The sequence below is a fragment of the Marinovum sp. genome (assembly GCF_034669705.1).
Taxonomy (GTDB): Bacteria; Pseudomonadota; Alphaproteobacteria; order Rhodobacterales; family Rhodobacteraceae; genus Marinovum.
In genome coordinates, this window is the sequence record NZ_JAXMOR010000030.1 from 1 (window position 1) to 22,895 (window position 22,895).

Genomic DNA, 22,895 nt, shown 5'->3' on the forward strand with positions numbered 1-22,895 from the left:
CCGCCGCTGGTGACCGGCCTCGTGGTGACGATGATCGGGCTGGCGCTGGTCAAGGTGGGCATCCAGTACGCCGCCGGCGGCGTCCCGGCGATCGGCACGCCGGAATACGGCAGCCTGCTGAACTGGTCGGCGGCGCTGATCGTGATCGTGGTGACCCTGGGGCTGAAGTTCTTTGCCCGTGGCATGCTGTCGATCTCGGCGGTGCTGATCGGGCTGATCGTGGGCTATGTCTATGCGCTAGCGGTCGGCATGCTGAGCGTCGAGACCATCACCTCGTCGTGGGCGAACTCGGCTGCCTTTGCCCTGCCGCAGCCGTTCAAATACGGCTTCGAATTCTCGGTGGCGGCGGTGATCGGCTTTTGCCTGATGGCCTTCATCTCGGCGATCGAGACGGTGGGCGACGTTTCGGGGATCACCAAGGGTGGCGCCGGGCGTGAGGCCACCGCCGAGGAGGTCACCGGCGCGACCTATGCCGATGGTGTCGGCACCGCGGTGGCCGGCATCTTTGGCGGCTTTCCCAACACCTCGTTCAGCCAGAACGTCGGTCTGATCGCCATGACCGGGGTGATGAGCCGCCATGTGGTGACCTGCGGCGCGGTCTTCCTGATCATCTGCGGGCTGATCCCCAAGGTCGGCGGCGTCATTCGCACGGTGCCCATCGAAGTGCTGGGCGGCGGCGTGATCGTGATGTTCGGCATGGTGGTCGCGGCCGGCATCTCGATGCTGTCCGACGTGCACTGGAACCGGCGCAACATGGTGATCTTTGCGATTGCCCTGAGCCTCGGGCTGGGGCTGCAGCTGGAACCGGGGGCGCTTCAGCATCTGCCGGAAACGGCGCGGGTGCTGTTGACCTCGGGCCTGTTGCCGGCGGCGTTTCTGGCCATCGTGCTCAACCTGATCCTGCCGGAAGAGCTGTCTGACGAGGCCACCGAAGAGGTGTCCGGCGGCATGGCCGGGCATGGCGAAGGCTCTTACGTGCGCGACAGCCGGGCCTGACACCGGCTGAGGTGACACAGGACGGCGCCGCATCCCTTGCGGCGCCGTCTGCCGTTCAAAGTTCCTTCAATGGCGGGCGTTTGCCGATCGAGACATGGTCGATGTCCTCGGTGCGGAAGCCGCGGATCAGCGACGGGATCATCGCGAAGACCAGGCAGAAGATCGGCAGGCCGACCACGGTGATCACCTCCTGCAGTGCCGAGAGGCCGAGATCGCCGGCCAGCACGATCAGCATCGCCGCCACCAGCCCCTCGGAGACCCCCCAGAACACCCTCTGGCGGACCGGACCGGGCTTGGCCGAGCCGGTGCAGAGCATGTCGACCACCAGCGAGGCCGAGTCCGACGAGGTGGCAAAGAAGATCGCCACCACCAGCACTGCCAGCCCCTGGATGAAGGGGGCGTAGGGGAAGCTTTCGAAGAAGGCGAACATCGCCAGCGGCACCGACTCGGCCACTGCGGCGCTGAGTTGGCCGGCCCGCTCGCCAAGCGCCTCGCGGGCGGCGAGGCCGATGCCGTCGATCTCCATCGCCTGCCAGCCGAAGATCGCGAACCAGACAAGGGTGAAAAGCGAGGGCGCCATCAGCACGCCGAAGACGAACTCGCGGATCGTGCGGCCGCGCGAGATGCGCGCCACGAAGAGGCCGATGAAAGGCGACCAGGTGACCGTCCAGGCCCAGTAGAACACCGTCCAGCCGCCCTGCCAGCCCCAGTCGCCATTGTCGGGGTTGGTGTCGGCCAGCATGTCGTTCCAGAACGCCAGCCGCGGCAGGTTGCCGAGGTAGAGGCCGAAGGTCTCGACGATGCCGCGCAGCAGGAACAGGGTCGAGCCGGTGACGAGAACGAAGACCATCAGACCGACCGCCAGACCGATGTTGAGGTTCGAGAGCAGCTTCACCCCCTTGTCGAGCCCGGCGACGATCGAGATCACCGCGACGGCGGTGAGCACGGCGAGGATGCCGACGGTCAGCGGCACGCTGGCCTCCCAGCCGAACAGCGCCGAGAGCCCGGCGGCGATCTGCGACGAGCCGAGCCCGAGCGAGACCGCGACGCCAAAGAGCGTGCCGAGGATGGCGGTGATGTCGATGGCCTTGCCCCAGGGGCCGTGGATGCCCTCGCGCAGGAGCGGGTAGAACACCGAGCTCACCCGCACCGGCAGGTCGTAGCGGTTGATGAAATAGGCAAAGGCCAGGCCGGGCAGGGCGAAGATCGTCCAGGTGTGCAGCGCCAGGTGATAGGTGGCAATCGAGATCGCGTCACGCGCCGCCTGTTCGGTGAAAGGCGCGACCCCGGGCAGCGGCGCGCTGGCGAAATGGCTGATCGGCTCGGCCACGCCCCAGAACATCAGCACCGTGCCGATGCCGCCGGCAAACAGCATGGTGAACCACGACAGGTTGGAATAGTCCGGCGCGCTGTCGCGCGGCCCGAGGCGGATGTGGCCGTGGCGGCTCATCGCCGCCCAGATCAGGAAGCCGAGCCAGACGTTGACGCCGAGGATGAAGAACCAGCCGAGGTGTGCCACGATCCAGGCGCGGCCGGCGGCGAAGAAATCACCGATCGGCCCCGGCGCGATCACCAGCGCCAGCACGAAGAGCGCGGTGAACCCGGCGGCGGCGAGAAAGATGACAGGGTCGGTCCTGAGCCCCAAACGTTCGACCAATCCCTGCATCCGCGCGCCCTCCGCCTGAAAATCCCTTAGGTTGTGCCCGAAGGCCTCGGGGCGCCAACGCCGTGGGGCCGGATGAGGTTCCGGAATTTCCGCCGCGAACCGGCGCGAAGGCTCAGGAAAACAATCGCTTGCGCAGCGCCGCCAGCGCCCGGACCGACCACGGCAGGAACAGGTAGCTGATCAGGCAGACGTTGACCGTGACCGTCAGCACCGTGCGCCAGGGCTGCGGAAAGGCGGGCAGCAGCAGGTCGGCCAGCCAGCCCAGCGCCAGGATCAGCACGATCAGCACCGCGACGGTGGCGGGCTTGGAGATCTTGGCGCTGTCTGGCAGCAGCGGTGAGAGCCCGTCAAAGGCGGCGCGGTCCGAGACCTCGAGGCAATGGCGGTCGACCTCGGCGATCAGCTGGCGGCGGATCGGCGCGATCTCCCAGCGCTTGAGGTTGCGGCGGCTGTCGAAGCTGAAGATGGTGACCATGTCGACATGGCGCTCGGTGGTGGGCAGGTAGCTGTCCTCGGCGCCGAGATAGCCGGGGTATTGCCGGGCGGCGGTGCGCAGCCGGGCGATGCCCGCCTGCACCGCCGGTTTCGCCTCTGGCTGCAGGCGGCGGATCACCACGGTGACCACCTGTCGTGTCGTTGCGGCCATGGTGTCCCTCGTCTGCGCCCGCGCGGAAAGGCCCCGACCGGTGCCGGGCGGGGCTGTCCTGCTTTAGCAAGCCGGAGGGGGCATGGCCAGCGCGCGCCGGCAGGCTCAGAAATCGACCTCGATGGCGAGGCCCTTCGCGACCGCCAGTTCGACCACGGCCGCCGCGACCGCGAGATCCTGCAGCCCGACGCCGGTGCCGTCGAACAGGGTGATCTCGTCGTCCGAGGTGCGGCCGGGATGGCTGGCGTTGATCACCGCGCCGATCTGGGTGATCTGGTCCTCGCGCAGGCGGCCCGCGGCAATGGCGTGCTGCGCCTCGCCGAGGGTCACCGACTGGGCGATCTCGTCGGTAAAGACGGTGGCGCCGGCGAGCAGTGCCGGGGCGACCTCCTGCTTGCCCGTGGTGTCGGTGCCCATGCAGGCGATGTGGGTGCCGGGGGCGACGTGATCCGGTGTCAGGATGGCCTCGAAGGAGGAGGTGATGGTGATGATCACGTCGGCCTCGGTCAGCCCGTCGAGGTCGACCGCCTCGAACGGCAGGCCGGCCTCGCGGGCGACCTCTTCGAGGTTGGGCAGCATCTCGGGGTGCAGGTTCCAGCCGATCACCTTGTCGAAATCGCGCTGTTCCAGCGCCGCGCGCAGCTGGAACTTGGCCTGATGGCCGGCGCCGACCATGCCGATGACCTTGGCATCCTTGCGCGCCAGATGCTTGATCGAGACCGAGGAGGCGGCGGCGGTGCGCAGCGCGGTCAGCAGGTTGCCACCGACCATGGCCCGGGCCTTGCCGGTGTCGGGGTCGAACAGGAAGACCGTCGACTGGTGGTTGATGATCTGGCGTTTCTCGAGGTTGTGGGGCCAGTAGCCGCCGGCCTTGAGCCCCAGCGTCAGCCCGGCGCGGTCGAAGCCGCCCTTGAAGCCGTAGAGCGCGTCTTCATGGCCGATCGCCTCGCGCACGACGGGAAAGTTGTAGGCCTCGCCGGAGGCCATGGCGGCAAACACCTTCTCGACCGCGTCGAAGGCGGCCTCGCGGGTCATCAGGTCGGCGATTTCGCGTTCGGGGACGATGAACATGGACGGGCTCCGTTCGGTAGTCGCGTGCCCCAGGTGTGACCCGGGGCCTCATGGGGGATGGGTGGGGCAGGAGGCCCCGGGTCACGCCCGGGGCGCGGGGTGTCAGTAGGCCTTGCCGCGCGCCGACACCGGCCAGACGGTCTCGACCTTGCCGTTCCGCACGCCGACGTACCAATCGTGCACGTTGGCGGTGGGGTCGCAGTGGCCGGGGACCAGCTTGAGCTTGTCGTTGACCTTCAGCTTGCCCTCGGGGTCCGAGATCACGCCATGCTCGTCCGAGCATTTGATGTATTCCACGTCGTCGCGGCCGTAGATGAAGGGCAACCCGCTGTCGATCGACTGCGCCTTGAGGCCGGCGTCGCAGATCGCCTTGTCGGCCTTGGCGTGGCTCATCACGCTGGTCAGGATGAAGAAGGCGTTCTCCCACTCGCCGGCGTCGATGCGCTTGCCGTCCTGGTCGAGGATGCGGCCGTAATCGGCGTCCATGAAGGCATAGGAGCCGCATTGCAGCTCGTTGTAGATGCCCGAGTTGGCCTCGAAGTAATACGAGCCGGTGCCGCCGCCCGAGACCAGCTCGGTCTCGATGCCCTCGGCTTTCAGCGCCTCGACCGCGTCTTTCACCTGCGCCACGGCGGCGTCGATCTTGGCCTTGCGGTCGGCGTAGCTGTCCATGTGCTGCATCGCGCCCTGATAGGCCTGGATGCCCTTGTAGGTGAGGTTCCGGGCATCGCGCACGGCCTTGGCGATCTCGACCACCGCCTCGGTGCTGGTGACGCCGCAGCGGCCGGCGCCACAGTCGATCTCGACAAAGACGCCGAGCTCGGTGCCGTGCTTCCGTGCCGCCGCCGACAGGTCGGCCACATTGGCCAGGTCATCGACGCAGACGATGATTTCGGAGCCGTGCTTGGGCAGCTGCGCCAGCCGGTCGATCTTGGCGGCGTCGCGGACCTGGTTGGAGACCAGCACCTCCTTGATGCCGGCGCGCACGAAGACCTCGGCCTCGGACACCTTCTGGCAGCAGACGCCCACTGCGCCGCCGAGCGCCATCTGCAGCTTCAGCACGTCGACGGATTTGTGCATCTTGCCATGCGCGCGGTGGCGCATGCCGTGGGCCTTGGCGTAGTCGCCCATCTTCTTGATGTTGCGTTCCAGCGCGTCGAGGTCGAGCACCAGCGCCGGAGTCTGGATGTCGGCGGCGTCCATGCCGGGCTTGGCGGGAATGTCGTAGCCGACGTCGAAGTGATCGAGGTTGCTCATGTCTTTCATGTCCTTGCTCCCTTGGGGCGTGTGGCTTCGGGGGGTGGGTTGCAAACCCACCCTAGAGGTGAGGGGGCGGTGGGTTGTAAACCCACCCTACGGCGGGGGGTGGGCCGGGCCCCCGCCGCTCAGGTGAGGTGTCGCAGGGGGGTCACCCTGCCATCCACGGCAGCCTGTCGAGATCGACGTTGCCGCCAGTGAGGATCACGCCGACGCGCTTGCCGGCGAACCGCTCCTTGTTCTTGAGGATGGTGGCCAGCGGCACCGCCGAGGAAGGCTCCATCACCACGCGCAGGTGTTTCCAGATCAGCTTCATCGCCGCGACGATCTCGGGGTCCGAGGCGGTGAGGATATCGCTCACGTGGTTCGAGACGAAATGCCAGGTCAGCTCCTTGAGCGGCACCAGCAGCCCGTCGGCGATGGTCTTTGGCGCGTCATCGGCGATGATGCGGCCGGCGTGAAAGCTGCGGTAGGCGTCGTCGGCCTGCTCCGGCTCGGCGGCGATGATCTGCACCTCTGGCGCCAGCGTCGAGAGCGTCAGGCAGGTGCCGGAAATCATCCCGCCGCCGCCGATCGGCGCCAGGACGATCTCGAGACCGTCGGTCTGCTCGATGAATTCCTTGGCACAGGTGCCCTGACCCGCGATCACCCGCGGGTCGTTGTAGGGGTGGACGAAATCGCCGCCGGTTTCGGCCTGCACGCGGGCAAAGGTCTCTTCGCGCGACGAGGTCGAGGGGTCGCATTCGGTGATCCGGCCGCCATAGCGGCGCACGGTGTCCTTCTTGGCCTGCGGCGCGGTGCGCGGCATGACCACGTTGCAGGGGATGCCGCGGCGCATGGCGGCATAGCTGAGGCAGGAGGCATGGTTGCCCGAGGAATGGGTCGCTACGCCGAGCCTCGCCTGCGCGTCGTCGAGACCGAAGACCGCGTTGGCGGCGCCGCGGACCTTGAAGGCCCCCGGCTCCTGGAAGTTCTCGCATTTGAAGAACAGCTCTGCCCCGGTCAGCTCGTTGAGGTGGTCCGACGTCCGCACCGGGGTCTGGCGGATATGCGGCCGGATGCGCGCATGCGCGGCGAGCATGTCGTCGTAGGTCGGGATGATCATCGCGGTATCCTTCATCTGACGGTCTCCTTCCGGCCTCAGGCGGCGGATCTCTGTTCGGCCAACCCGTGGCCGCGGTAGTAGTCCTGCGCCGCCGCCACGCCCGAGCCGAGCCGGATGTCGAGGCCGAGGTCGGCCATGCACATCTCGGCGGTGGCGAGGCCCGAGAGCGTCATCACGTCGGTGAGCGAGCCCAGGTGACCGATGCGGAACACCTTGCCCGCCACCTCGCCGAGGCCCACGCCAAAGGCGACGCCGTATTTGCTGGCGGCATGGCTGACGATCTTCGTGGCGTCGAAACCCTCCGGCGTGCGGATGGCGCTGACCGTGTCGGAATAGAGATCCGGCGTGGCGGCGCAGAGCTCCAGCCCCCAGGCATCGACCGCGGCGCGCACCCCCTCGGCAATACGGTGGTGGCGGGCGAAGACGGTCTCGAGCCCTTCGTCCAGCAGCAGGGTGCAGGCCTGGTTGAGGCCATTCAGCATGCCGACGGCAGGGGTGTAGGGGTAGGCGCTGTTGGCATAGCCCTTAACCATGTCGTGCACGTCGAAGAAGGTGCGCGGCAGGGTCGCGGTGGCAGTGGCGGCCATCGCCTTGTCGCTGAACCCGAGGATGGCGAGGCCGGCCATCAGCATGAAGCCTTTCTGGCTGCCCGCCACCGCAACATCGACGCCCCAGTCGTCGAAGCGGAAGTCCATCGAGCCGATCGAGGAGACGCCATCGACGAAGAGCAGCGCCGGGTGGCCGGCAGCGTCGAGCGCGCGGCGCACGGCGGCGATGTCGGATTTCACCCCGGTGGCGGTCTCGTTGTGGGTGGCGAGCACCGCCTTGATCGCGTGGCCCTTGTCGGCGGTGAGGATCTCTTCGTAGCGGTCGGCGGGCAGGCCCTGGCCCCAGGGGGTCTCGACGATCTCGACCTCCAGCCCGTGGCGCTGGCACATGTCGATCCAGCGGTGAGAGAACATGCCGTTGCGCGCGGCAAGCACCCGGTCGCCGGACGAGAGGCAGTTAGTCAGTGCACATTCCCAGCCACCGGTGCCGGTCGAGGGGAAGATGAAGACCTCGGCGCTGTCGCTTTTCAGCACCCGGCGGACGCCCTCGCGGGCGGGGTGCAGGATCTGGCCGAACAGCGGCGACCGGTGGTCGATCGTCGGCATGTCGCAGGCCTTGCGCAGCTGTTCCGGGATGTTCGTCGGACCCGGGATGAAGACAGGGTTTTGAAAGCTCATGGTGGGTCTCCTCGCGTTGTTGAGGCCACCCTAGATCACCGCGCCGCGCGGCGACATTATTTTGAAAACGGCTTTCGTTTTGGCCATGGAGCGGAAAATCATAGCATTGCCAAGGCGTTGCGTTTTTCATATTGTGAATTCGGCTTTCATGGCGGGCGAGAGGGTTCTTATGGATAAGCAAGACAATGCCGCCAGACGGCGCGGCCGGCCGCGCGGCTGGGACGACAAGACGGCGCAGAACACCATCAAGTCTCTGGACCGGGCGATGGAGGTCTTCGAGTATCTCAGCGAGGGTCCGGGCAAGGCGCTGACCGCGCTGGCCGGCGAGACCGGCCAGTCGCCGGCGACGGTCTATCGCATTCTGGTGACGCTCGAGGGGCGCGGGCTGGTGGAGTTCGACGCCGAAGCGCAGACCTGGCACATCGGGCCGCGGGCCTTCGTGATCGGCGCGCGCTTTCTGCGCCGCACCAGCCTGGTCGACCGGGCGCGGCCGATCCTGCGGCGGCTGATGGAGGCCACCGGCGAGACCGCCAACCTCGGGATCGAGCAGGAAGGGGCGGTGTTGTTTCTCAGCCAGGTCGAGACCCATGCCAGCATCCGGGCGTTCTTTCCGCCGGGCACGCTGTCGCCGATGCACAGCTCCGGGATCGGCAAGGCGCTGCTGGCGCAGATGGACGCGGCGCGGCTGGCGCGCTGGATGGGCTCGGTGACGCCGGAGGCCTTTACCGCGCATACGATCACCGGGCAGGCGGCGCTTGCGGCCGAGCTGGCGGAGATCCGGGCGCGTGGCTATGCGATCGACAACGAGGAACGCAACCTCGGGATGCGCTGCATCGCGGCGCCGGTGTGCGACATGAACGGCGAGGCGATTGCGGGGATCTCGGTCTCGGGGCCGACCAGCCGGGTGAGCAGCGCCGAGGTCGCGCGTCTGAGCCGCGCGGTGATCGCCGCAGCGCGGGAGCTGACACAGGCGATCGGCGGGGTGTTGCGGGAGGGGTGAGGTGCGGGGCTGTCCACTCTTAGAGGCCGGCCCGCAGTATTTTTTAGGACCACGTCACAGCTGCCATCACCCACCCGCCCGGACGCAGGCCGGGCTGCGCCGTCCCGCCCCCCTGGGGCGGCGCAGCCCTTTTCGCTTTTATCGAGAGGTTTCAGAATAAAGAGGGAATGACCGCGCCCGCCCCGGACCTGCTCCGGGGTCTCTGGGTGGCGGCGCGCAGGCCGGGACGGCGGAGGTATTTGACCTCGCGCCCCGGACTTGATCCGGGGCCTCTTGGTTGCGGCGGCGAGGTCCCGGCGCGGGGGCCGGGACGGTGGCGCTTGCTGGACCGGCTCGCGGCTATTCGGCGGCCTGGCGCAGCCGCGCGCCGCGCGACAGGGTGGCGTGGGCGGGACGCAGGGACATGTGGCGGTTGACGTCCTTGTAGAGCAGGTAGCGGAACTTGCCGGGACCGCCGGCATAGCAGGCCTGCGGGCAGAAGGCGCGCAGCCACATATAGTCGCCCGCCTCGACTTCGACCCAGTCGTTGTTCAGACGATACACCGCCTTGCCCTCGAGCACGTAGAGCCCGTGCTCCATCACGTGGGTCTCGAGAAACGGGATCACCGCCCCCGGCTCGAAGGTGACCACGGTGACATGCATGTCGTGGCGCAGGTCCGAGGGATCGACAAAACGGGTGGTGGCCCATTTGCCCTCGGTGTCGGGCATCACCGTGGGCGCGATGTCGTTCTCGTTGAGGATCAGCACGTCGGGCCGGTCCAGCCCCTCGACCGCCTCATAGGCCTTGCGGATCCAGTGAAAGCGCAGCGGGGCGTCGCCCCGGTTGTAAAGCTGCCAATCGCTCGACGGCGGCAGATAGGCATAGCCGCCGGGGGTCAGGTCGTGGGTCTCGCCCGCGACGGTCAGGCTGGCCGCGCCCTCGACCACGAAGAGCACGCCCTGCGCCTCCGGGTCGGTCTCTGGCCGGCCGGAACCGCCGCCGGGCTGCACCTCCATGATATATTGCGAGAAGGTCTCGGCAAAGCCGCTGAGCGGGCGCGAGATCACCCAGAGCCGGGTGCCCTCCCAGAACGGCAGGAAGCTGGTGGTGATGTCGCGCAGGGTGCCCTTTGGGATCACCGCATAGGCCTCGGTAAAGATCGCACGGTCGGTCAGCAGCTGGTCCTGGCCGGGGTGGCCGCCGTGGGGGGCGTAGTAGTTTGCGGTCATGAGAGCTCCTGCAACCGGCGTTGGGGTCGGCGAAACTATGCGGCCGATCGCGCCGGCCCGGAACCCGCAAAGCGGCAACAGCTCTTTCAGGGGATTTTTGAAAGTGCCGGGGGACCTTTCCGATGAACGCCAGGAGTGTCGCCGCCATGACCGATATGCCGGATCCGGAGGTGACGGCGGCCGCCGGCGGGGGCAGGGTGTCAGGGACACTTGGTGAGGAGGCCGGGATGCAGGGTGAGGACGGGACAGGCGGCGGGCGCTATGCCTCGCCGCCCTGCGCGGCGGCAGAGATCGCGCCGGGGTATTTCGATCCGCTGGCGGTCGATCCGCAGCAGGCCCGCGACGTGGCGCGCTGGCGGCGGGCCGAGCGCTGCCGGTTGCGGGCGGACCGCGCAGCGCTGTCGGTCGCGGCGCGCGCCGACGTGGGCCGGGCGCTGGCCGGGCATCTGCGGCGGTTGCTGGCGGCACGGTTCGGCGGCGCGACGGGCCGCGTGCTCTCGGGCTACTGGCCGATCAACGGCGAGCCGGACCTGCGGCCGCTGATGACCGAGTTGCACCGCGCCGGGGTGATCCTGGCGCTGCCGCTGGTCGAGACCCGCGCGGCGCCGCTGGTGTTTCGTCGCTGGACGCCCCGGACGCGGATGGTGCGGGGCTGCTGGGATATCCCGGTGCCGCCGCCGGAGGCTGAGGAGCTCCTGCCGGAAATCACCCTGGCGCCGGTTCTGGGCTGGACCGATGCGGGTTTTCGGCTGGGCTATGGCGGCGGCTATTTCGACCGCACGCTGGCGGCTTTGGCGCCGCGGCCGTTCGCCATCGGCATCGGCCTTGCCGCGGCGCAACTGGCGACGATCTATCCGCAGCCGCATGACATCCCGCTCGACGTGATCGTGACCGAGGCCGGAGAGGTGGCGCGCGCCCCGAGCCCTGAGCCCTGAGCCCTGAGCCCCACCGGGGCCGTAGCGTCAGGCGAGCACAAGCGACTGGATTCGCGTCTCAGGACCGGGCATAGCAAAGGGTACCTTTGCCCTGTTGCCGAGTTTTCCATGCCCAATTCCCTGCCCGAGACCGCTCGCTCCTTGCCGATTGCCATCGTCCGCGCCCGCGAAGGCGTGATGGCACCGGTGCGCGACATGCTGAGCGCGACGGGGCTGACCGAGCAGCAGTGGCGGGTGCTGCGGGTACTCTCGGAATGCGGGCCGATGGATTCGACCAGCCTGGCCGACCGTGCCAGCCTGCTGTTTCCCAGCCTGACCCGTATCGGCACCACCCTGAACAAGAGCGGGCTGGTGACCCAGACCCGCGACAGCACCGACCGCCGCAAACAGATCGTGGCGATCACCCCCGCCGGCCAGCAGATCATCGACCGGCATGCCGATCAGGCGGCTCTGATCATCGAGAGCTACAAGGCGCGGCTGGGCGACCGGAACTACGAGACGCTGCTCGACCTGCTGGCCCTGCTCGACCCCGGCCGGCCGGGCTGAGGCTGTTCAGGAGGCGGAAGACGCTGCGCGGTGACAGGGCCGCGCGGGCCGGCTAGTCTGGCCGGCGGGAGGTCCGTCCGATGCAATCCGTTCGCCTGCGCCTGCTGATCCTGGCGCTTGCCCCGCTGATCGTGCTGATGCCGCTCTTGCTGCTGCTCGGCCTGACCCGCTGGACCGCGGACTATGACAAGGTGCTGATCGCCAATGTCGAAAGCGACCTCAGGATCGCCGAGCAATATCTCAACCGGCTGATGGCCGGCACCGGCGACGAGCTGCAGGGGCTGGCCGGCTCGGTCGAATTTGCCGAGGCGCTGCGGCAGGGGGACCGCGAAGGCTTTTTCCGCAGCAAGCGCCGCGACATGGAGCTCGATTTCCTCTACTACCTGCCCGCCAGCGCCGCCGGCGACGCCGCCCGCCGCTGGCCGGTGATCGCCGCCGGGCTGGGCCGGACCGAGACGCGGATCGACATCTTCCCGCCCGAGGCGCTGACCGAAGACCTTGCCGCCCGCGCCAGCATTGCCCTGATCGAGACCGAGGCGGCGGTGCCCACCACGCGCGAGGTCGAGGATCGCGGCATGGTGGTGCATGCCGCCAGCCCGGTGCGGCTGCCCGGCCACCGCGGCGTGCTGGTGGGCGGCATCCTGCTCAACCGCAACCTCGATTTCATCGATGAGATCAACGCGCTGGTCTATCTCAACGCCGTCACCGGCGGCGAGCGGCAGGGCACGGCGACGCTGTTTCTCGAGGATGTGCGGATCTCGACCAACGTGCGGCTGTTCGAGGATGTGCGCGCGCTGGGCACCCGGGTCTCGGCGGCGGTGCGCGGCGCGGTGCTGGGCGAGGGCCAAACCTGGCTCGACCGCGCCTTCGTGGTCAACGACTGGTATATCTCGGCCTACATGCCGCTGACCGACAGTTTCGGCGACCGGGTGGGGATGCTCTATGTCGGCTTCCTCGAGGCGCCCTTCACCGCCGCCAAGCGGCAGGCCTTCCTGTGGATGCTGGCGGCGTTCTTTGCGGTGCTGCTGCTCTCGGCGCCGGTGTTCTTGTGGATGGCCGGCGGCATCTTTGCGCCGCTGGAGCGGATGACCCAGACCATGGCGCGGGTCGGGCGCGGCGACCTCTCGGCGCGGCTGGGGGCGATGAAGCGGCGCGACGAGATCGCCGCCGTCGCCGGTCATCTCGACGACCTGCTTGACCAGGTGCAGGACCGCGACGCGCGGCTGCGGGCCTGGGCCGACGAGCTGAACACCCGCGTCGAGGACCGCACGGCAGAGCTGCGCGCGGCCAATGCCAAGCTGGAAGAGACCTACCGGCAGCTGGTGATGAGCGAGAAGCTGGCCTCGATCGGTGAGATCACCGCCGGGGTGGCGCATGAGATCAACAACCCGGTGGCGGTGATCCAGGGCAATCTCGACGTGATGCGCGAGGTGCTGGGGCCGCGCGCTGCGCCGGTCGCGACCGAGCTCGACCTGATCGACGCGCAGGTCGGGCGGATTCAGGTGATCGTCGGCAAGCTCTTGAAATTCGCCGCCCCCGGCGAGATCGAGGAGATGGGCGGGCAGGTCGATCTGGCGCCGGTGCTGGGCGATTGTCTGGTGCTGGTGGAACATGTGATCGACCGTGCCGGGGTGACCGTCGAGACCCGGCTGGACGAGGTGCCGCCGGTGCGCATCGCGCCGGGCGAGATGCAGCAGGTGGTGGTCAACCTGATCATCAACGCGGTGCAGGCAATGGGGCAGGGCGAGGGTCAGGCAGGCGGGCGGCTGGAGCTGCTCCTGAGCGCCGAGGCCCGCGAGGGCCGCGCCGGCACCGCGCTGCGGGTGCGCGACAGCGGGCCGGGGGTGCCGGAGGCGGTGCTGGGGGCGGTCTTCGACCCGTTCTTCACCACCAAGCGCGGCGAAGGCACCGGGCTGGGGCTGTCGATTTCCCAGACCCTGATCCAGCGCGCCGGCGGGCTGATCTCGCTGCGCAACCGGCCTGAGGGCGGGGCGGAGTTCACCGTCTGGCTGCCGGCGGCAGAGGCGGAGCGGGCGGCAGGGTAGCGGCTCAGGCGCAGGCCTTGGCCGCCATCAGCGCGATGGTATCGACACCGCCGGCCTGCAGCTGCGTCGCGGCGCGCCACGCCCTGAGACCGGTGGCGCAGCAAAGCACCACCCGCTGGCCGGGGCCGGGGGCGAGGCTGCCGATCTCCTCGGGCGGCAGGCGGCGGGCTGGCGGGGCGATGGGCCGGGGGGCTTCCTCGGGGTCGCGCAGCTCGATCACCAGATCCTCTGGCCGCAGCATCTCGGGGCAGAGGAAGGGCCAGATCGCCTGCGGCTCCGGCGTGCCGAGGAAGGAGAAGCCGCCAAAGCGCAGGCTGGACAGGTCGAGGGTGACCAGCGAGCCCAGCGGGGTGCCGATGCCGAGCAGAACCTGCAGCGCCAGTTGTGCCTGCAGGCTGCCGAGAAGCCCGACCGCCGGGCCGAAGACGCCGGCGCTGGCGCAGGTGGCAGCGGTGGCGGGCAACTCGGGGAAGACCGCGCGCAGCGAGGGGGCCGGGCCGCAAAAGCCGCCGGCATAGCCCGACTGGCCCAACACGCTGGCCGAGATCAGTGGCGTGCCGGCATCGCGGCAGGCGTCCGACAGGGTGTAGCTGACCGCGAAACTGTCGGCGGCATCGATCACCACGTCGGCCGCCTGCGCCAGCGCCGGGGCGTTGCCGGGGTGCAGTGCGGCGACATGGGCGCTGACCTGCACCTCGGGGTTGAAGCGGCGCAACGCTTCGGCGGCGGCCTCCGCCTTGGGGCGGGTGATGTCGGCCATGCGGTAGAGCGGCTGGCGGTGCAGGTTGCTCTCCTCCACATGGTCGGGATCGTAGAGGGTGATCCGCCCGACGCCGGCGCCGACGAGATACTGCAGCACCGGGCAGCCGAGCCCGCCGGCGCCGATCACCGCCACATGGGCGCGGCGCAGGCGCGACTGGCCGGCCGTGCCGACCTCCGGCAGGATCTCCTGACGGGCATAGCGGCTCATCCGCAGACCCTCAGCCAGTCGCGCACCCGCGCTTCCGGATCGGCGGCCTGCTGCACGTCGGTTACCACCGCGAGGCTGTCGGCCCCGGCGGCCAGCACGCCGGGTGCGCGCGCAGGCGTCAGGCCGCCGATTGCCACCAGCGGCACGGGGCCGGCGCGGCGCTTCCACTCGGTGACGCGGTCGAGGCCCTGCGGCCCCCATTTCATCTGCTTCAGCAGCGTCGGATAGACCGGGCCGAGCGCCACATAGGCCGGATCCTGCGACAGGGCGCGCTCCAGCTCGGCCGCGTCATGGGTCGAGAGGCCGAACCGCACCCCGGCACGGCGCAGGGCGGCGAAGTCGGCGGTCTCCATGTCCTCTTGCCCGAGGTGCACGAAGGAACAGTTGAGATCGAGCGCCGCCTGCCAGTAGTCATTGACCACCAGTTGCACACCATGCACGGCGCAGACATCGCGGGCGCGGGCGATCTGTCGGCGGACCTCCGGCTCGGGCTGGTCCTTGAGGCGCAGCTGCACCAGTTTCACACCCTGCGGCACCAGCAGTTCCAGCCGGGCGACATGGCCGGTGATGAGGTAGAAGCGCTCCATCACGACAGCTCCGCCAGGCCGAGCACCGGGGTCGAGGGGACCGCGAGGTCGCGGCGCTCCATCGGGTCGGCCTCATATCCCGCGCGCCCGGCCTCGACCGCCAGCGCCATGGCGCGCGCCATGCCCGCCGGGTCGCCGGCCTGCGCCACGGCGGTGTTGAGCAGCACCGCGTCCATGCCGAGCTCCATCGCCTGCGCCGCGTCTGACGGCCGGCCGATGCCGGCGTCGACCACCAGCGGCACGCCGGGGAAATGCGCCCGCATGGCGCGCAGCGCGTCTGGATTGCGCAAGCCCTGCCCGGAGCCGATCGGCGCGCCCCAGGGCATCAACAGCTCGCAACCGGCGTCGAGCAGCCGCTCGCCGACGACCAGATCATCGGTGGTATAGGGGAAGATCCTGAACCCCTCGGACGTCAGGATGCGCGCCGCCTCGACCAGACCGAAGACATCCGGCTGCAGGGTGTCGGCATGGCCGATCACCTCGAGCTTGAGCCAGTCGGTGCCGAAGACCTCGCGCGCCATATGGGCGGTGGTGACCGCCTCCTTGACCGTGTGGCAGCCGGCGGTGTTGGGCAGGATGCGGGTGCCGGTCTCGCGCAGGGTCTGCCAGAAGCCGGCACCGCTGCCTTCGGCGGTCTCGCGGCGCAGGGACACGGTGACGATGCCGGTGCCGCTGGCGCGGATCGCGTCTTGCAGCACGGCGGGCGAGGGGTATTGCGCGGTGCCGAGCAGCAGCCGCGAGGCGAGGGTCTCTCCGTAAAGCTGCATCTCAGCCACCCTGCATCGGCGCGAGGACTTCGAGCCGATCGCCGTCGGCCAGCCGGGTCGTGGCGCGGGCGTCGCGGGGGATGAAGGTGCCGTTGACCGCGGTGGCGATGGCGGGGCTGTCAAAGCCCAGCTCGGCCAGCGCCTCGGCCAGCGACGGGGCGGCGATGTCACGCGGTTCGGCGTTGAGGGTGATCTTCATGTCGGGTCTCCGGGAGCAAGGTGTCGGCCAGCCGCCGCGCCATGGCAGGGGCGAGCAGGAAGCCGTGGCGATAGAGGCCGTTGAGGTGCCAGGTGCCGGCTTGGCGGATGAGCCGGGGCAGGTTGTCGGGAAAGGCCGGGCGCAGGCCGGCGCCGCTGCGTTCGACGGCGGCCTCGGCGAATCCGGGGTGCAGGGTGAAGGCGGCGGAAAACAGCTCGGTCAGCGCCCGCAGGGTGGCGGGGCGGTCCGACGAGCTTTCGACCATGGTGGCGCCGATCATGTAGCGTCCCTGCCCACGCGGCACGAGGTAGAGCGGAATGCGCGGATGCAGCAGGCGGATCGTGCGGCTGATCGCCACCTCGGGGCAATGCAGCACCGCCATCTCGCCGCGCACCGGGCGCAGATCGGGCAGGGCGGCGGCGGGGCCGGTACAGTCGATCTCGACCTGCGCGGGCGCCGGCTGGCCGAGGCGGATCTCGCCGCCCATGGCCTCGATGCCGCGCGCCAGATCGGTGAGCGCGCGGGCGGGGTCGAGATGCGCCTCCTGCGCGAAATGCAGGCCGCTGGTGAAGCGGCCGGCGAGGTCGGGTTCCAGCGCGGCGATGGCAGCGGCGTCCAAGGTGTCATGCGCCTCGGTGCGGCGGGCAAAGCGGGTCAGCTCGGCCCGGTCGCGCGGCGGCGCCAGCACCAGCGTGCCACGGCGGGTGACCTCCGTCACCCGCGCCCACCAGTCGGCGGCACCGCGGCCCAGCGTCACCACCTCCGGCTCGGCGGTGGCGGCCTCGCACCAAGGCGCGAGCATGCCGCCGGCGAACCGCGCCACGCTGGCGGCGCCGAGGGTCTCTGACCGCTCGTAAAGCACCACCCGCGCACCGCGCCGCGCCAGCTCATAGCCGCAGACGAGGCCCGCGAGCCCCGCCCCGGCGATGCGGACCGTGGTCATTCCGCCGGTTCCGCCTTCTTGGCCGGCACATACAACTCGCCGCCTTGGCGGAACTTTTCGGCCATCGCCTCCATGCCCTCTTTCTGCGCCTCGGCGCGGATGTCATGGCTGATTTTCATCGAGCAGAACTTCGGCCCGCACATCGAGCAGAAATGCGCCACCTTGTGCGCCTCTTTCGGCAGGGTCTGGTCGTGGAAATCCCGCGCGGTTTCCGGGTCGAGCGCGAGGTTGAACTGGTCCTCCCAGCGGAACTCGAACCGCGCCCGGCTGAGCGCGTCATCACGCCGCTGCGCCCCCGGCATCCCCTTGGCCAGATCGGCGGCATGGGCCGCGATCTTGTAGGTGATGACGCCGGTCTTGACGTCGTCGCGGTCGGGCAGGCCGAGGTGTTCCTTCGGCGTCACGTAGCAGAGCATCGCGCAGCCGAACCAACCGATCATCGCGGCGCCGATACCGGAGGTGATGTGGTCATACCCCGGCGCGATATCCGTGGTGAGCGGCCCGAGGGTGTAGAACGGCGCCTCGTGGCAGCACTCGAGCTGCTTGTCCATGTTCTCCTTGATCTTGTGCATGGCGACGTGGCCCGGCCCTTCGATCATCACCTGACAATCCTTGGCCCATGCAATCTTGGTCAGCTCACCCAGCGTCTCCAGCTCGGCAAACTGCGCCGCGTCATTGGCATCGGCGATCGAGCCGGGGCGCAGCCCGTCACCCAGCGAAAAGCTGACGTCGTACTGCCGGCAGATGTCGCAGATCTCGTCGAAATGCTCGTAAAGGAAGCTCTCCTTGTGGTGATGCAGGCACCACTTGGCCATGATCGAGCCGCCGCGCGAGACGATGCCGGTGACGCGTTCGGCGGTCATCGGCACCATGTGCAGACGCACCCCGGCGTGGATGGTGAAATAGTCCACCCCCTGCTCGGCCTGTTCGATCAGCGTGTCGCGGAACACCTCCCATGTCAGGTCCTCGGCGATGCCGTTCACCTTCTCCAGCGCCTGATAGATCGGCACGGTGCCGATCGGGACCGGGCTGTTGCGGATGATCCATTCGCGGGTGTTGTGGATGTTGCGCCCGGTCGAGAGGTCCATCACCGTGTCGGCGCCCCAGCGGATCGACCAGACCAGCTTGTCGACTTCCTCTTCCATCGACGAGGTCACCGCCGAGGTGCCCATGTTGGCGTTGATCTTGACCAGGAAATTGCGGCCGATGATCATCGGCTCGCTTTCCGGGTGGTTGATGTTGGCCGGGATGATGGCGCGGCCGGCGGCGATCTCGTCGCGCACGAACTCCGGCGTCACGTGGTCGGGCAGATTGGCGCCCCAATCCTCGCCGTCGCGTTCGCCCACGGCCGTGCGCAGCTGGTTTTCGCGGATGGCGACGAACTCCATTTCCGGCGTGACGATGCCGGCGCGGGCATAGGCCAGCTGGGTCACCGCCCCCTTGCCGCGCAGCGGGCGGGGGCGGACCGGGAACTCCGGCGTCAGCCGGTCGCCCTGAACGAAACCGTTGTCTTCGGGTTTCACGTCGCGGCCGGTGTATTCCTCGACATCGCCGCGCGCCTCGATCCAGGCGCGGCGGAGGGGGGCGAGGCCCTTGCGGATGTCGATCTCGGCCGCGGGGTCGGTGTAGGGGCCGGAGCTGTCGTACACGGGAAGCGGCGGCTCACCGGCAGTCGGGTGCACCGAGATCTCGCGCATCGGCACGCGGATCTCGGGGTGCAGCACGCCCGGCACGTGGATTTTCCGCGAGGCGGGCAGCGGGCCGGTGGTGATCTGCGGGTTGGGTATGTTCATGTTGGCGCTCCTCAAGCTCAAGTCTCAAAAAGACACCAGATGATCCGGGAGAGGAGGCGACGGACCGGGTCCGTCTTGTCAGGGTGCGCGCGGGGTCTGCCCGCAGGGATGCGCCCTCAGCTTCCTACGCCAGTGTCAACTGGGTCAGGTTCAAAGGGTCGCGTCACCGGGCCTTCGCCCTGTCTGCCTCTCAGTCCCCTCGGCGGGACTCCCCTGCGTGCCCCGAGGTATAGGCAAGGAGGTTTCGGCCCGCAAGCCATTCCTGTCGGGCGGTTGCCGGTGGCCGGCAGGCGGGCTGCGCAGCGGATCGCCCCGCGCCGGCCGGGACAGCGCCCCCGCTGGCGGCGATCAGACGGCCAAAGGCCTGCCGCCCCTCTGGCGCTCAGACCCGCGCCGGGGTGAGGGCCTGCCGGGTGGCCTGCCAGGTCCTGTCGAGCGCTGCGGCCTGCGCGAGGGCCGCCGTGCGGTCGCCGGCCTTGCTGAGCGCCTCGAGCGTCTGGAGCTCGCCGTGCAGCGCCACCGCGCCAAAGACCCCGCAAGACCCGGCAAGACGATGGGCCTGGGCCTGCAGCGCCGGCAGATCCCCCGCCGCGGCGGCGGCGTCAATCGCCGACAGGCTGGCCGTGGCGTCGCTGACGAAGGCTGCGAGCTTGTCGTGGAAGCGGGCCTCGCCCAGCAGTTCGGTGATCTCGCCGAGCGTGGCGGCATCGACCACGTCGGGCGGCTCAGGGGCGGCGGCCACCGGCCGGGGATCGCGGGCCTCGGGCGGGCGCGCGCCGGCCACCTCGGTCAGCACCTTGCGCAGCACCTCCGGGCGGATCGGCTTGAGGATGCAGCCGGCCATGCCGGCGGCGAGAAACGCCTCGACCTCCTTTGGCATGGCATGGGCGGTCACCGCATAGATCGGCGCGGTCCTCGACGGACCGTCAGAGGCGCGGATCTGCCGGGTGGCCTTGAGGCCGTTCATGTTCGGCATGCTGACATCCATCAGGATCAGGTCATAGCGCGCGCGGCGGGCCATGTTCACCCCTTCGAACCCGTCTTTGGCATGGCTGACCTTCTGACCCTCGCGCAGCAGCATGGCGCCCAGCACCTCGGCGTTGATCGGGTTGTCCTCGACCACCAGAATATCGAGCGGCGCCAGCCCGGCCGGCCGGGCCGCGGCGCCTGGCGTCTCGGGGCGGCGGACGTCGTCGGCGGCGCGGGGCAGGGTGGCGGTGACGCGAAAGGTGCTGCCCTGGCCCGGCGTGCTGTCGCAGGTGACGCGGCCGCCCATCTGATCGACCAGCCGGCGCACGATGCCAAGGCCGAGGCCGGTGCCGGCGGCGGTGCGCTCGTACGGGGAATCGATGGTGACGAAATCGTCGAAGATGCGGGCCTGATCGTGTTCGGAGATGCCGATGCCGGTGTCGGCCACCACCAGCTCGAAGGCGATCTCGTCGTCGCCGGTGTCGTGCATCCGGGTGGTGACCGTCACCTTGCCGCCGGGGGTGAACTTGACCGCGTTGTTGAGCAGGTTCATCGCCACCTGCTGCAGCGCCCGCGACGGGCCCAGCACACAGGCATCGGGGCCGCTGTGGCCGGTGGTCAGCACGGTGTTCTGTTGACCAGCGACGGGGCGCAGGCTGTCGGCCACCGCCTCGACCAGCGCGACCGGGCGAACGGCGGTCACAGTGGCGCTGTTTTCGCCGGAATCGAGCCGCTCGATCAGCAGCACGTCGTTGATGTGGCCAAGCAACACCTGGCTCGAGGATTCCGCGATGTCCACGTAGCGCTTCTGTTTCGCGGTCATCGGATCGTCGCGCATCAGGTCGAGCGCCGACATGATGCCATTGAGCGGGGTGCGCATCTCGTGGCTCATCACCGCGAAGAAATGCGATTTCTCGCGAAAGGCGGCGAGCGCCTCGTCGCGGGCCTCCTGCAACTCGGCCTTGGCGCGCTTTTCCTCGGTGATGTCGCGGATGTAGGCGACGAAATTCGGGCCGCTCTCGCCGGGGGTCTCCGAGATCGACAGCTCGATCGGGAAGTCATGGCCGGCGCTGTGACGCGCGGTGCGCTCGCGCCGGCCCTGATCGACGAGGCGCGCGGTCTCGGCGGAGCGGGCCGCGCCGGGGCCGGCGGGCAGGATGGTGTCGGTGAGCCTCCGGCCGAGGATCTGTTCGCGGGGGTAGCCGAAGATCTTTTCCGCCGAGCCGTTGAAATCGGTGATCACCCCTGCCGCGTCGCTGACCACGATGGCATCGAGCGAGGCCCTCAGGGTCGAGTCGCGCATCCGCCCGGCATGGGCGATGGCGGCGGCGCGGCGCGACAGTTCGAGCCGCTGAAAGGTCATGGTGGCAAGCGTCAGGATCAGCGCGCCAAAGACCGACAGGATGACGAAGGCCAGCCGCCGCAGCAGGTCGATGATCTCGATCCGCTGCGCATCCGAGACATTGGCCATCACCTGCACCGCCCCGAGCGCAAAGCTGCGCGGCGTGCCGTTGACCGCGTCGGCCCAGGTCTCGAGCTGCGGCAGCGCGGCCCGCAGCTCGGGGTCGGGGGCGTCGATCAGCGGCACCGCCCGCATCAGGAACCGGTCGAGATCGTCGCGATAGGCCCGCAGCGCGGGGTCTTCTTCCAGCACCAGGGTCTGGGTCGAACCGGCGAAGGTCTTGACCCGGCTGTAGAAGATGTCGAATTGCCGGCGCAGGTCGTCGAGCCCGCCCGGACCGGCGCGCGCGGCGTCGAGCGCCGTGTCGAGCTTGAGGAAATCGACCTCGAGCTGGGCGGTGTTCCACTGGATGTTGTCACTCGGCGCGGCGCGCAGCTCGCCGATCTTGTCGCCGAGCTTGACCGCGATCATCCCCGCGGCCAGCAGACCGCCCAGAACGATGACCAGCACCACCAGCGGCAGCTGGCGGAACCGCGGCGGCCGGTCCTGCGGTTTCGATGCGGCCAAGGCCATGCGGATCGCCCCTCGCGGTGGTGTCGGCTACTCGACGTGCAGCCGGTCGAGCTGCCAGATGCTGCGGGTGTAGATCGTCTCGGAGCGATAGTCGACACTCTGGTCATAGGGGTAGATCAGCCAGATCGGCCCCTTCTCGCGGCGCGACATCGGCGCGCCGTCGACCTTGTAGGCCAGGATCGGGCCCCCCTCGATGGCATCGCTGATCGGGATCTCGACCGAGTAGTCGTTGATCGCCATCGCCTCGAGCCGGGTGCCCTCGGCCGCGACTGCATCGAGAAAGGTCTCCAGCGCGACGCCGGTATAGGTATGGGTGCCCTCGGTCCAGATCGTCGAGGTGGTGAACTCGGTCACCGGCAGCGCCTCGAGCATGGCGAGGTCGAACTCGGCCTTGCCGGTCGCGTTGGTGGCCTGGACATTGCCCGAGACGGTCAGGATGACCTCGCCCTCCGGCGCCTCCAGCATTCGCGCCACGGCGCCGGTGGCAGACACCGCCAGCACCGCGAGCGTCGCCAGGGCCCGTCTGGCGCGGGACTTGTGGGCCTGTGTCATGACGCGCTCCTCTTGCGTGACCGGACGGGTTGGGCTCGAGGCTACATTAGCCTGTCGCGAAGGCATACCGCATCGGCGATTAGGGATGTCGCGTATACCCATTGGGATAGGGTTGTGGTTGCAACGTCATCGGCGCGACACATGATGGTTGATCGCCGGCGGTCACTCGCGGGTGTCCGGAGGGCTTCGGGTGTGACGCGCCGGGGTGGAGATTGGTGGGCTTGGGGGCAAACGGGCCGAGCGAGAGGTCCCGGCTCAAGGCCGGGACGGCGGAGCGAGAGGGGCGGGGCGTGCCGGCCGCCTGACACCCCGTCCCCGGACCTGCTCCGGGGTCTCTGGCGAAGCGGTGAGGCCGGCGGGCGGGGCTGCTGTCGCGACGGCTTCTGCTATCCGGGCTTCGGGGACAGCGCGGGCCGGCGGAGCGCGAGGGGCGGGGCG

20 protein-coding genes and 1 riboswitch are annotated in these 22,895 nt (G+C 69.2%); of the genes, 5 read left to right on the forward strand and 15 right to left on the reverse strand.

What is annotated here, in order from left to right:
• Positions 1-996 (forward strand): uracil-xanthine permease family protein (locus tag VOI27_RS17815; protein WP_323767001.1); only part of this gene is annotated, 996 nt, incomplete at its 5' end.
• Between the two features lie 55 nt (positions 997-1,051).
• On the opposite strand, the gene VOI27_RS17820 is transcribed toward VOI27_RS17815, so the two are convergent.
• The 6 genes from VOI27_RS17820 to bhcA form a co-directional block, all read right to left on the reverse strand.
• Positions 1,052-2,662, reverse strand: a complete 1,611-nt coding sequence (locus VOI27_RS17820; protein WP_323767003.1) for a BCCT family transporter — start codon at positions 2,660-2,662, stop codon at positions 1,052-1,054.
• A 112-nt stretch (positions 2,663-2,774) separates the two neighbouring features.
• Complete coding sequence (locus tag VOI27_RS17825; protein ID WP_323767006.1) at positions 2,775-3,308, reverse strand: hypothetical protein; 534 nt, start codon at positions 3,306-3,308, stop codon at positions 2,775-2,777.
• A 105-nt stretch (positions 3,309-3,413) separates the two neighbouring features.
• Complete coding sequence (bhcD, locus tag VOI27_RS17830; RefSeq protein WP_323767008.1) at positions 3,414-4,379, reverse strand: iminosuccinate reductase BhcD; 966 nt, start codon at positions 4,377-4,379, stop codon at positions 3,414-3,416.
• Positions 4,380-4,481: 102 nt separating this feature from the next.
• Positions 4,482-5,645 carry a 3-hydroxy-D-aspartate aldolase BhcC gene (gene bhcC / locus VOI27_RS17835; protein ID WP_323767010.1) on the reverse strand — a complete coding sequence of 388 codons (1,164 nt, stop codon included), beginning with the start codon at positions 5,643-5,645 and terminating at the stop codon, positions 4,482-4,484.
• A gap of 142 nt (positions 5,646-5,787) precedes the next feature.
• Entirely contained in the window at positions 5,788-6,756 is a 969-nt protein-coding gene (gene bhcB / locus VOI27_RS17840) for a beta-hydroxyaspartate dehydratase BhcB (protein WP_323767012.1), read from the reverse strand.
• A gap of 20 nt (positions 6,757-6,776) precedes the next feature.
• On the reverse strand, positions 6,777-7,967 hold the full coding sequence (bhcA, locus tag VOI27_RS17845) for an L-aspartate--glyoxylate aminotransferase BhcA (RefSeq protein ID WP_323767014.1): 1,191 nt from the start codon (positions 7,965-7,967) through the stop codon (positions 6,777-6,779).
• 169 nt (positions 7,968-8,136) lie between these two features.
• Here bhcA and bhcR point away from each other — a divergent pair, with 169 nt between their 5' ends.
• Positions 8,137-8,967: an HTH-type transcriptional regulator BhcR gene (gene bhcR / locus VOI27_RS17850; RefSeq protein WP_323767016.1), complete on the forward strand. Its 831-nt coding sequence runs from the start codon at positions 8,137-8,139 to the stop codon at positions 8,965-8,967.
• Positions 8,968-9,306: 339 nt separating this feature from the next.
• On the opposite strand, the gene VOI27_RS17855 is transcribed toward bhcR, so the two are convergent.
• Complete coding sequence (locus VOI27_RS17855) at positions 9,307-10,176, reverse strand: bifunctional allantoicase/(S)-ureidoglycine aminohydrolase (protein WP_323767018.1); 870 nt, start codon at positions 10,174-10,176, stop codon at positions 9,307-9,309.
• Between the two features lie 146 nt (positions 10,177-10,322).
• Here VOI27_RS17855 and VOI27_RS17860 point away from each other — a divergent pair, with 146 nt between their 5' ends.
• The 3 genes from VOI27_RS17860 (at position 10,323) to VOI27_RS17870 (ending at position 13,702) form a co-directional block, all read left to right on the forward strand.
• Positions 10,323-11,111 (forward strand): 5-formyltetrahydrofolate cyclo-ligase, encoded by a 789-nt coding sequence (locus VOI27_RS17860; protein WP_323767020.1) that lies wholly within the window; start codon positions 10,323-10,325, stop codon positions 11,109-11,111.
• A gap of 108 nt (positions 11,112-11,219) precedes the next feature.
• Positions 11,220-11,657 carry a homoprotocatechuate degradation operon regulator HpaR gene (gene hpaR / locus VOI27_RS17865; RefSeq protein ID WP_323767023.1) on the forward strand — a complete coding sequence of 146 codons (438 nt, stop codon included), beginning with the start codon at positions 11,220-11,222 and terminating at the stop codon, positions 11,655-11,657.
• Positions 11,658-11,737: 80 nt separating this feature from the next.
• Complete coding sequence (locus VOI27_RS17870) at positions 11,738-13,702, forward strand: cache domain-containing protein (RefSeq protein ID WP_323767025.1); 1,965 nt, start codon at positions 11,738-11,740, stop codon at positions 13,700-13,702.
• Positions 13,703-13,706: 4 nt separating this feature from the next.
• On the opposite strand, the gene VOI27_RS17875 is transcribed toward VOI27_RS17870, so the two are convergent.
• From VOI27_RS17875 to VOI27_RS17910, 8 genes are all read right to left on the reverse strand, one after another.
• Positions 13,707-14,672 (reverse strand): HesA/MoeB/ThiF family protein, encoded by a 966-nt coding sequence (locus VOI27_RS17875; protein WP_323767027.1) that lies wholly within the window; start codon positions 14,670-14,672, stop codon positions 13,707-13,709.
• Positions 14,669-15,259, reverse strand: a complete 591-nt coding sequence (locus tag VOI27_RS17880) for a thiamine phosphate synthase (protein WP_323767029.1) — start codon at positions 15,257-15,259, stop codon at positions 14,669-14,671. The genes VOI27_RS17875 and VOI27_RS17880 overlap by 4 nt, the downstream gene beginning before the upstream one ends.
• Complete coding sequence (locus VOI27_RS17885) at positions 15,259-16,026, reverse strand: thiazole synthase (RefSeq protein ID WP_323767031.1); 768 nt, start codon at positions 16,024-16,026, stop codon at positions 15,259-15,261. Before VOI27_RS17885 ends, VOI27_RS17880 begins: the two co-directional genes overlap by 1 nt.
• A gap of 1 nt (position 16,027) precedes the next feature.
• Complete coding sequence (gene thiS / locus VOI27_RS17890; protein ID WP_323767032.1) at positions 16,028-16,225, reverse strand: sulfur carrier protein ThiS; 198 nt, start codon at positions 16,223-16,225, stop codon at positions 16,028-16,030.
• A complete protein-coding gene (locus VOI27_RS17895; protein ID WP_323767033.1) occupies positions 16,194-17,168 on the reverse strand; it encodes an FAD-dependent oxidoreductase in 975 nt (324 codons plus the stop codon). The genes thiS and VOI27_RS17895 overlap by 32 nt, the downstream gene beginning before the upstream one ends.
• Positions 17,165-18,961 (reverse strand): phosphomethylpyrimidine synthase ThiC, encoded by a 1,797-nt coding sequence (gene thiC / locus VOI27_RS17900; RefSeq protein ID WP_323767034.1) that lies wholly within the window; start codon positions 18,959-18,961, stop codon positions 17,165-17,167. Before thiC ends, VOI27_RS17895 begins: the two co-directional genes overlap by 4 nt.
• 103 nt (positions 18,962-19,064) lie before the next feature.
• Positions 19,065-19,186, reverse strand: a riboswitch (TPP riboswitch).
• A 157-nt stretch (positions 19,187-19,343) separates the two neighbouring features.
• A complete protein-coding gene (locus VOI27_RS17905; protein ID WP_323767035.1) occupies positions 19,344-21,905 on the reverse strand; it encodes a hybrid sensor histidine kinase/response regulator in 2,562 nt (853 codons plus the stop codon).
• A 27-nt stretch (positions 21,906-21,932) separates the two neighbouring features.
• Positions 21,933-22,457, reverse strand: coding sequence for a molybdopterin-dependent oxidoreductase (locus VOI27_RS17910; protein ID WP_323767036.1), 525 nt, complete (start codon positions 22,455-22,457; stop codon positions 21,933-21,935).
• Positions 22,458-22,895 lie beyond the last annotated feature (438 nt).

Coding starts and splice junctions, on each gene's coding strand:
- VOI27_RS17820 (WP_323767003.1), bottom strand. CDS start 2,662: ATGCAGGGATTGGTCGAACGTTTGGGGCTCAGGACCGACCCTGTCATC.
- VOI27_RS17825 (WP_323767006.1), bottom strand. CDS start 3,308: ATGGCCGCAACGACACGACAGGTGGTCACCGTGGTGATCCGCCGCCTG.
- bhcD (WP_323767008.1), bottom strand. CDS start 4,379: ATGTTCATCGTCCCCGAACGCGAAATCGCCGACCTGATGACCCGCGAG.
- bhcC (WP_323767010.1), bottom strand. CDS start 5,645: ATGAAAGACATGAGCAACCTCGATCACTTCGACGTCGGCTACGACATT.
- bhcB (WP_323767012.1), bottom strand. CDS start 6,756: ATGAAGGATACCGCGATGATCATCCCGACCTACGACGACATGCTCGCC.
- bhcA (WP_323767014.1), bottom strand. CDS start 7,967: ATGAGCTTTCAAAACCCTGTCTTCATCCCGGGTCCGACGAACATCCCG.
- bhcR (WP_323767016.1), top strand. CDS start 8,137: ATGGATAAGCAAGACAATGCCGCCAGACGGCGCGGCCGGCCGCGCGGC.
- VOI27_RS17855 (WP_323767018.1), bottom strand. CDS start 10,176: ATGACCGCAAACTACTACGCCCCCCACGGCGGCCACCCCGGCCAGGAC.
- VOI27_RS17860 (WP_323767020.1), top strand. CDS start 10,323: ATGACCGATATGCCGGATCCGGAGGTGACGGCGGCCGCCGGCGGGGGC.
- hpaR (WP_323767023.1), top strand. CDS start 11,220: ATGCCCAATTCCCTGCCCGAGACCGCTCGCTCCTTGCCGATTGCCATC.
- VOI27_RS17870 (WP_323767025.1), top strand. CDS start 11,738: ATGCAATCCGTTCGCCTGCGCCTGCTGATCCTGGCGCTTGCCCCGCTG.
- VOI27_RS17875 (WP_323767027.1), bottom strand. CDS start 14,672: ATGAGCCGCTATGCCCGTCAGGAGATCCTGCCGGAGGTCGGCACGGCC.
- VOI27_RS17880 (WP_323767029.1), bottom strand. CDS start 15,259: ATGGAGCGCTTCTACCTCATCACCGGCCATGTCGCCCGGCTGGAACTG.
- VOI27_RS17885 (WP_323767031.1), bottom strand. CDS start 16,026: ATGCAGCTTTACGGAGAGACCCTCGCCTCGCGGCTGCTGCTCGGCACC.
- thiS (WP_323767032.1), bottom strand. CDS start 16,225: ATGAAGATCACCCTCAACGCCGAACCGCGTGACATCGCCGCCCCGTCG.
- VOI27_RS17895 (WP_323767033.1), bottom strand. CDS start 17,168: ATGACCACGGTCCGCATCGCCGGGGCGGGGCTCGCGGGCCTCGTCTGC.
- thiC (WP_323767034.1), bottom strand. CDS start 18,961: ATGAACATACCCAACCCGCAGATCACCACCGGCCCGCTGCCCGCCTCG.
- VOI27_RS17905 (WP_323767035.1), bottom strand. CDS start 21,905: ATGGCCTTGGCCGCATCGAAACCGCAGGACCGGCCGCCGCGGTTCCGC.
- VOI27_RS17910 (WP_323767036.1), bottom strand. CDS start 22,457: ATGACACAGGCCCACAAGTCCCGCGCCAGACGGGCCCTGGCGACGCTC.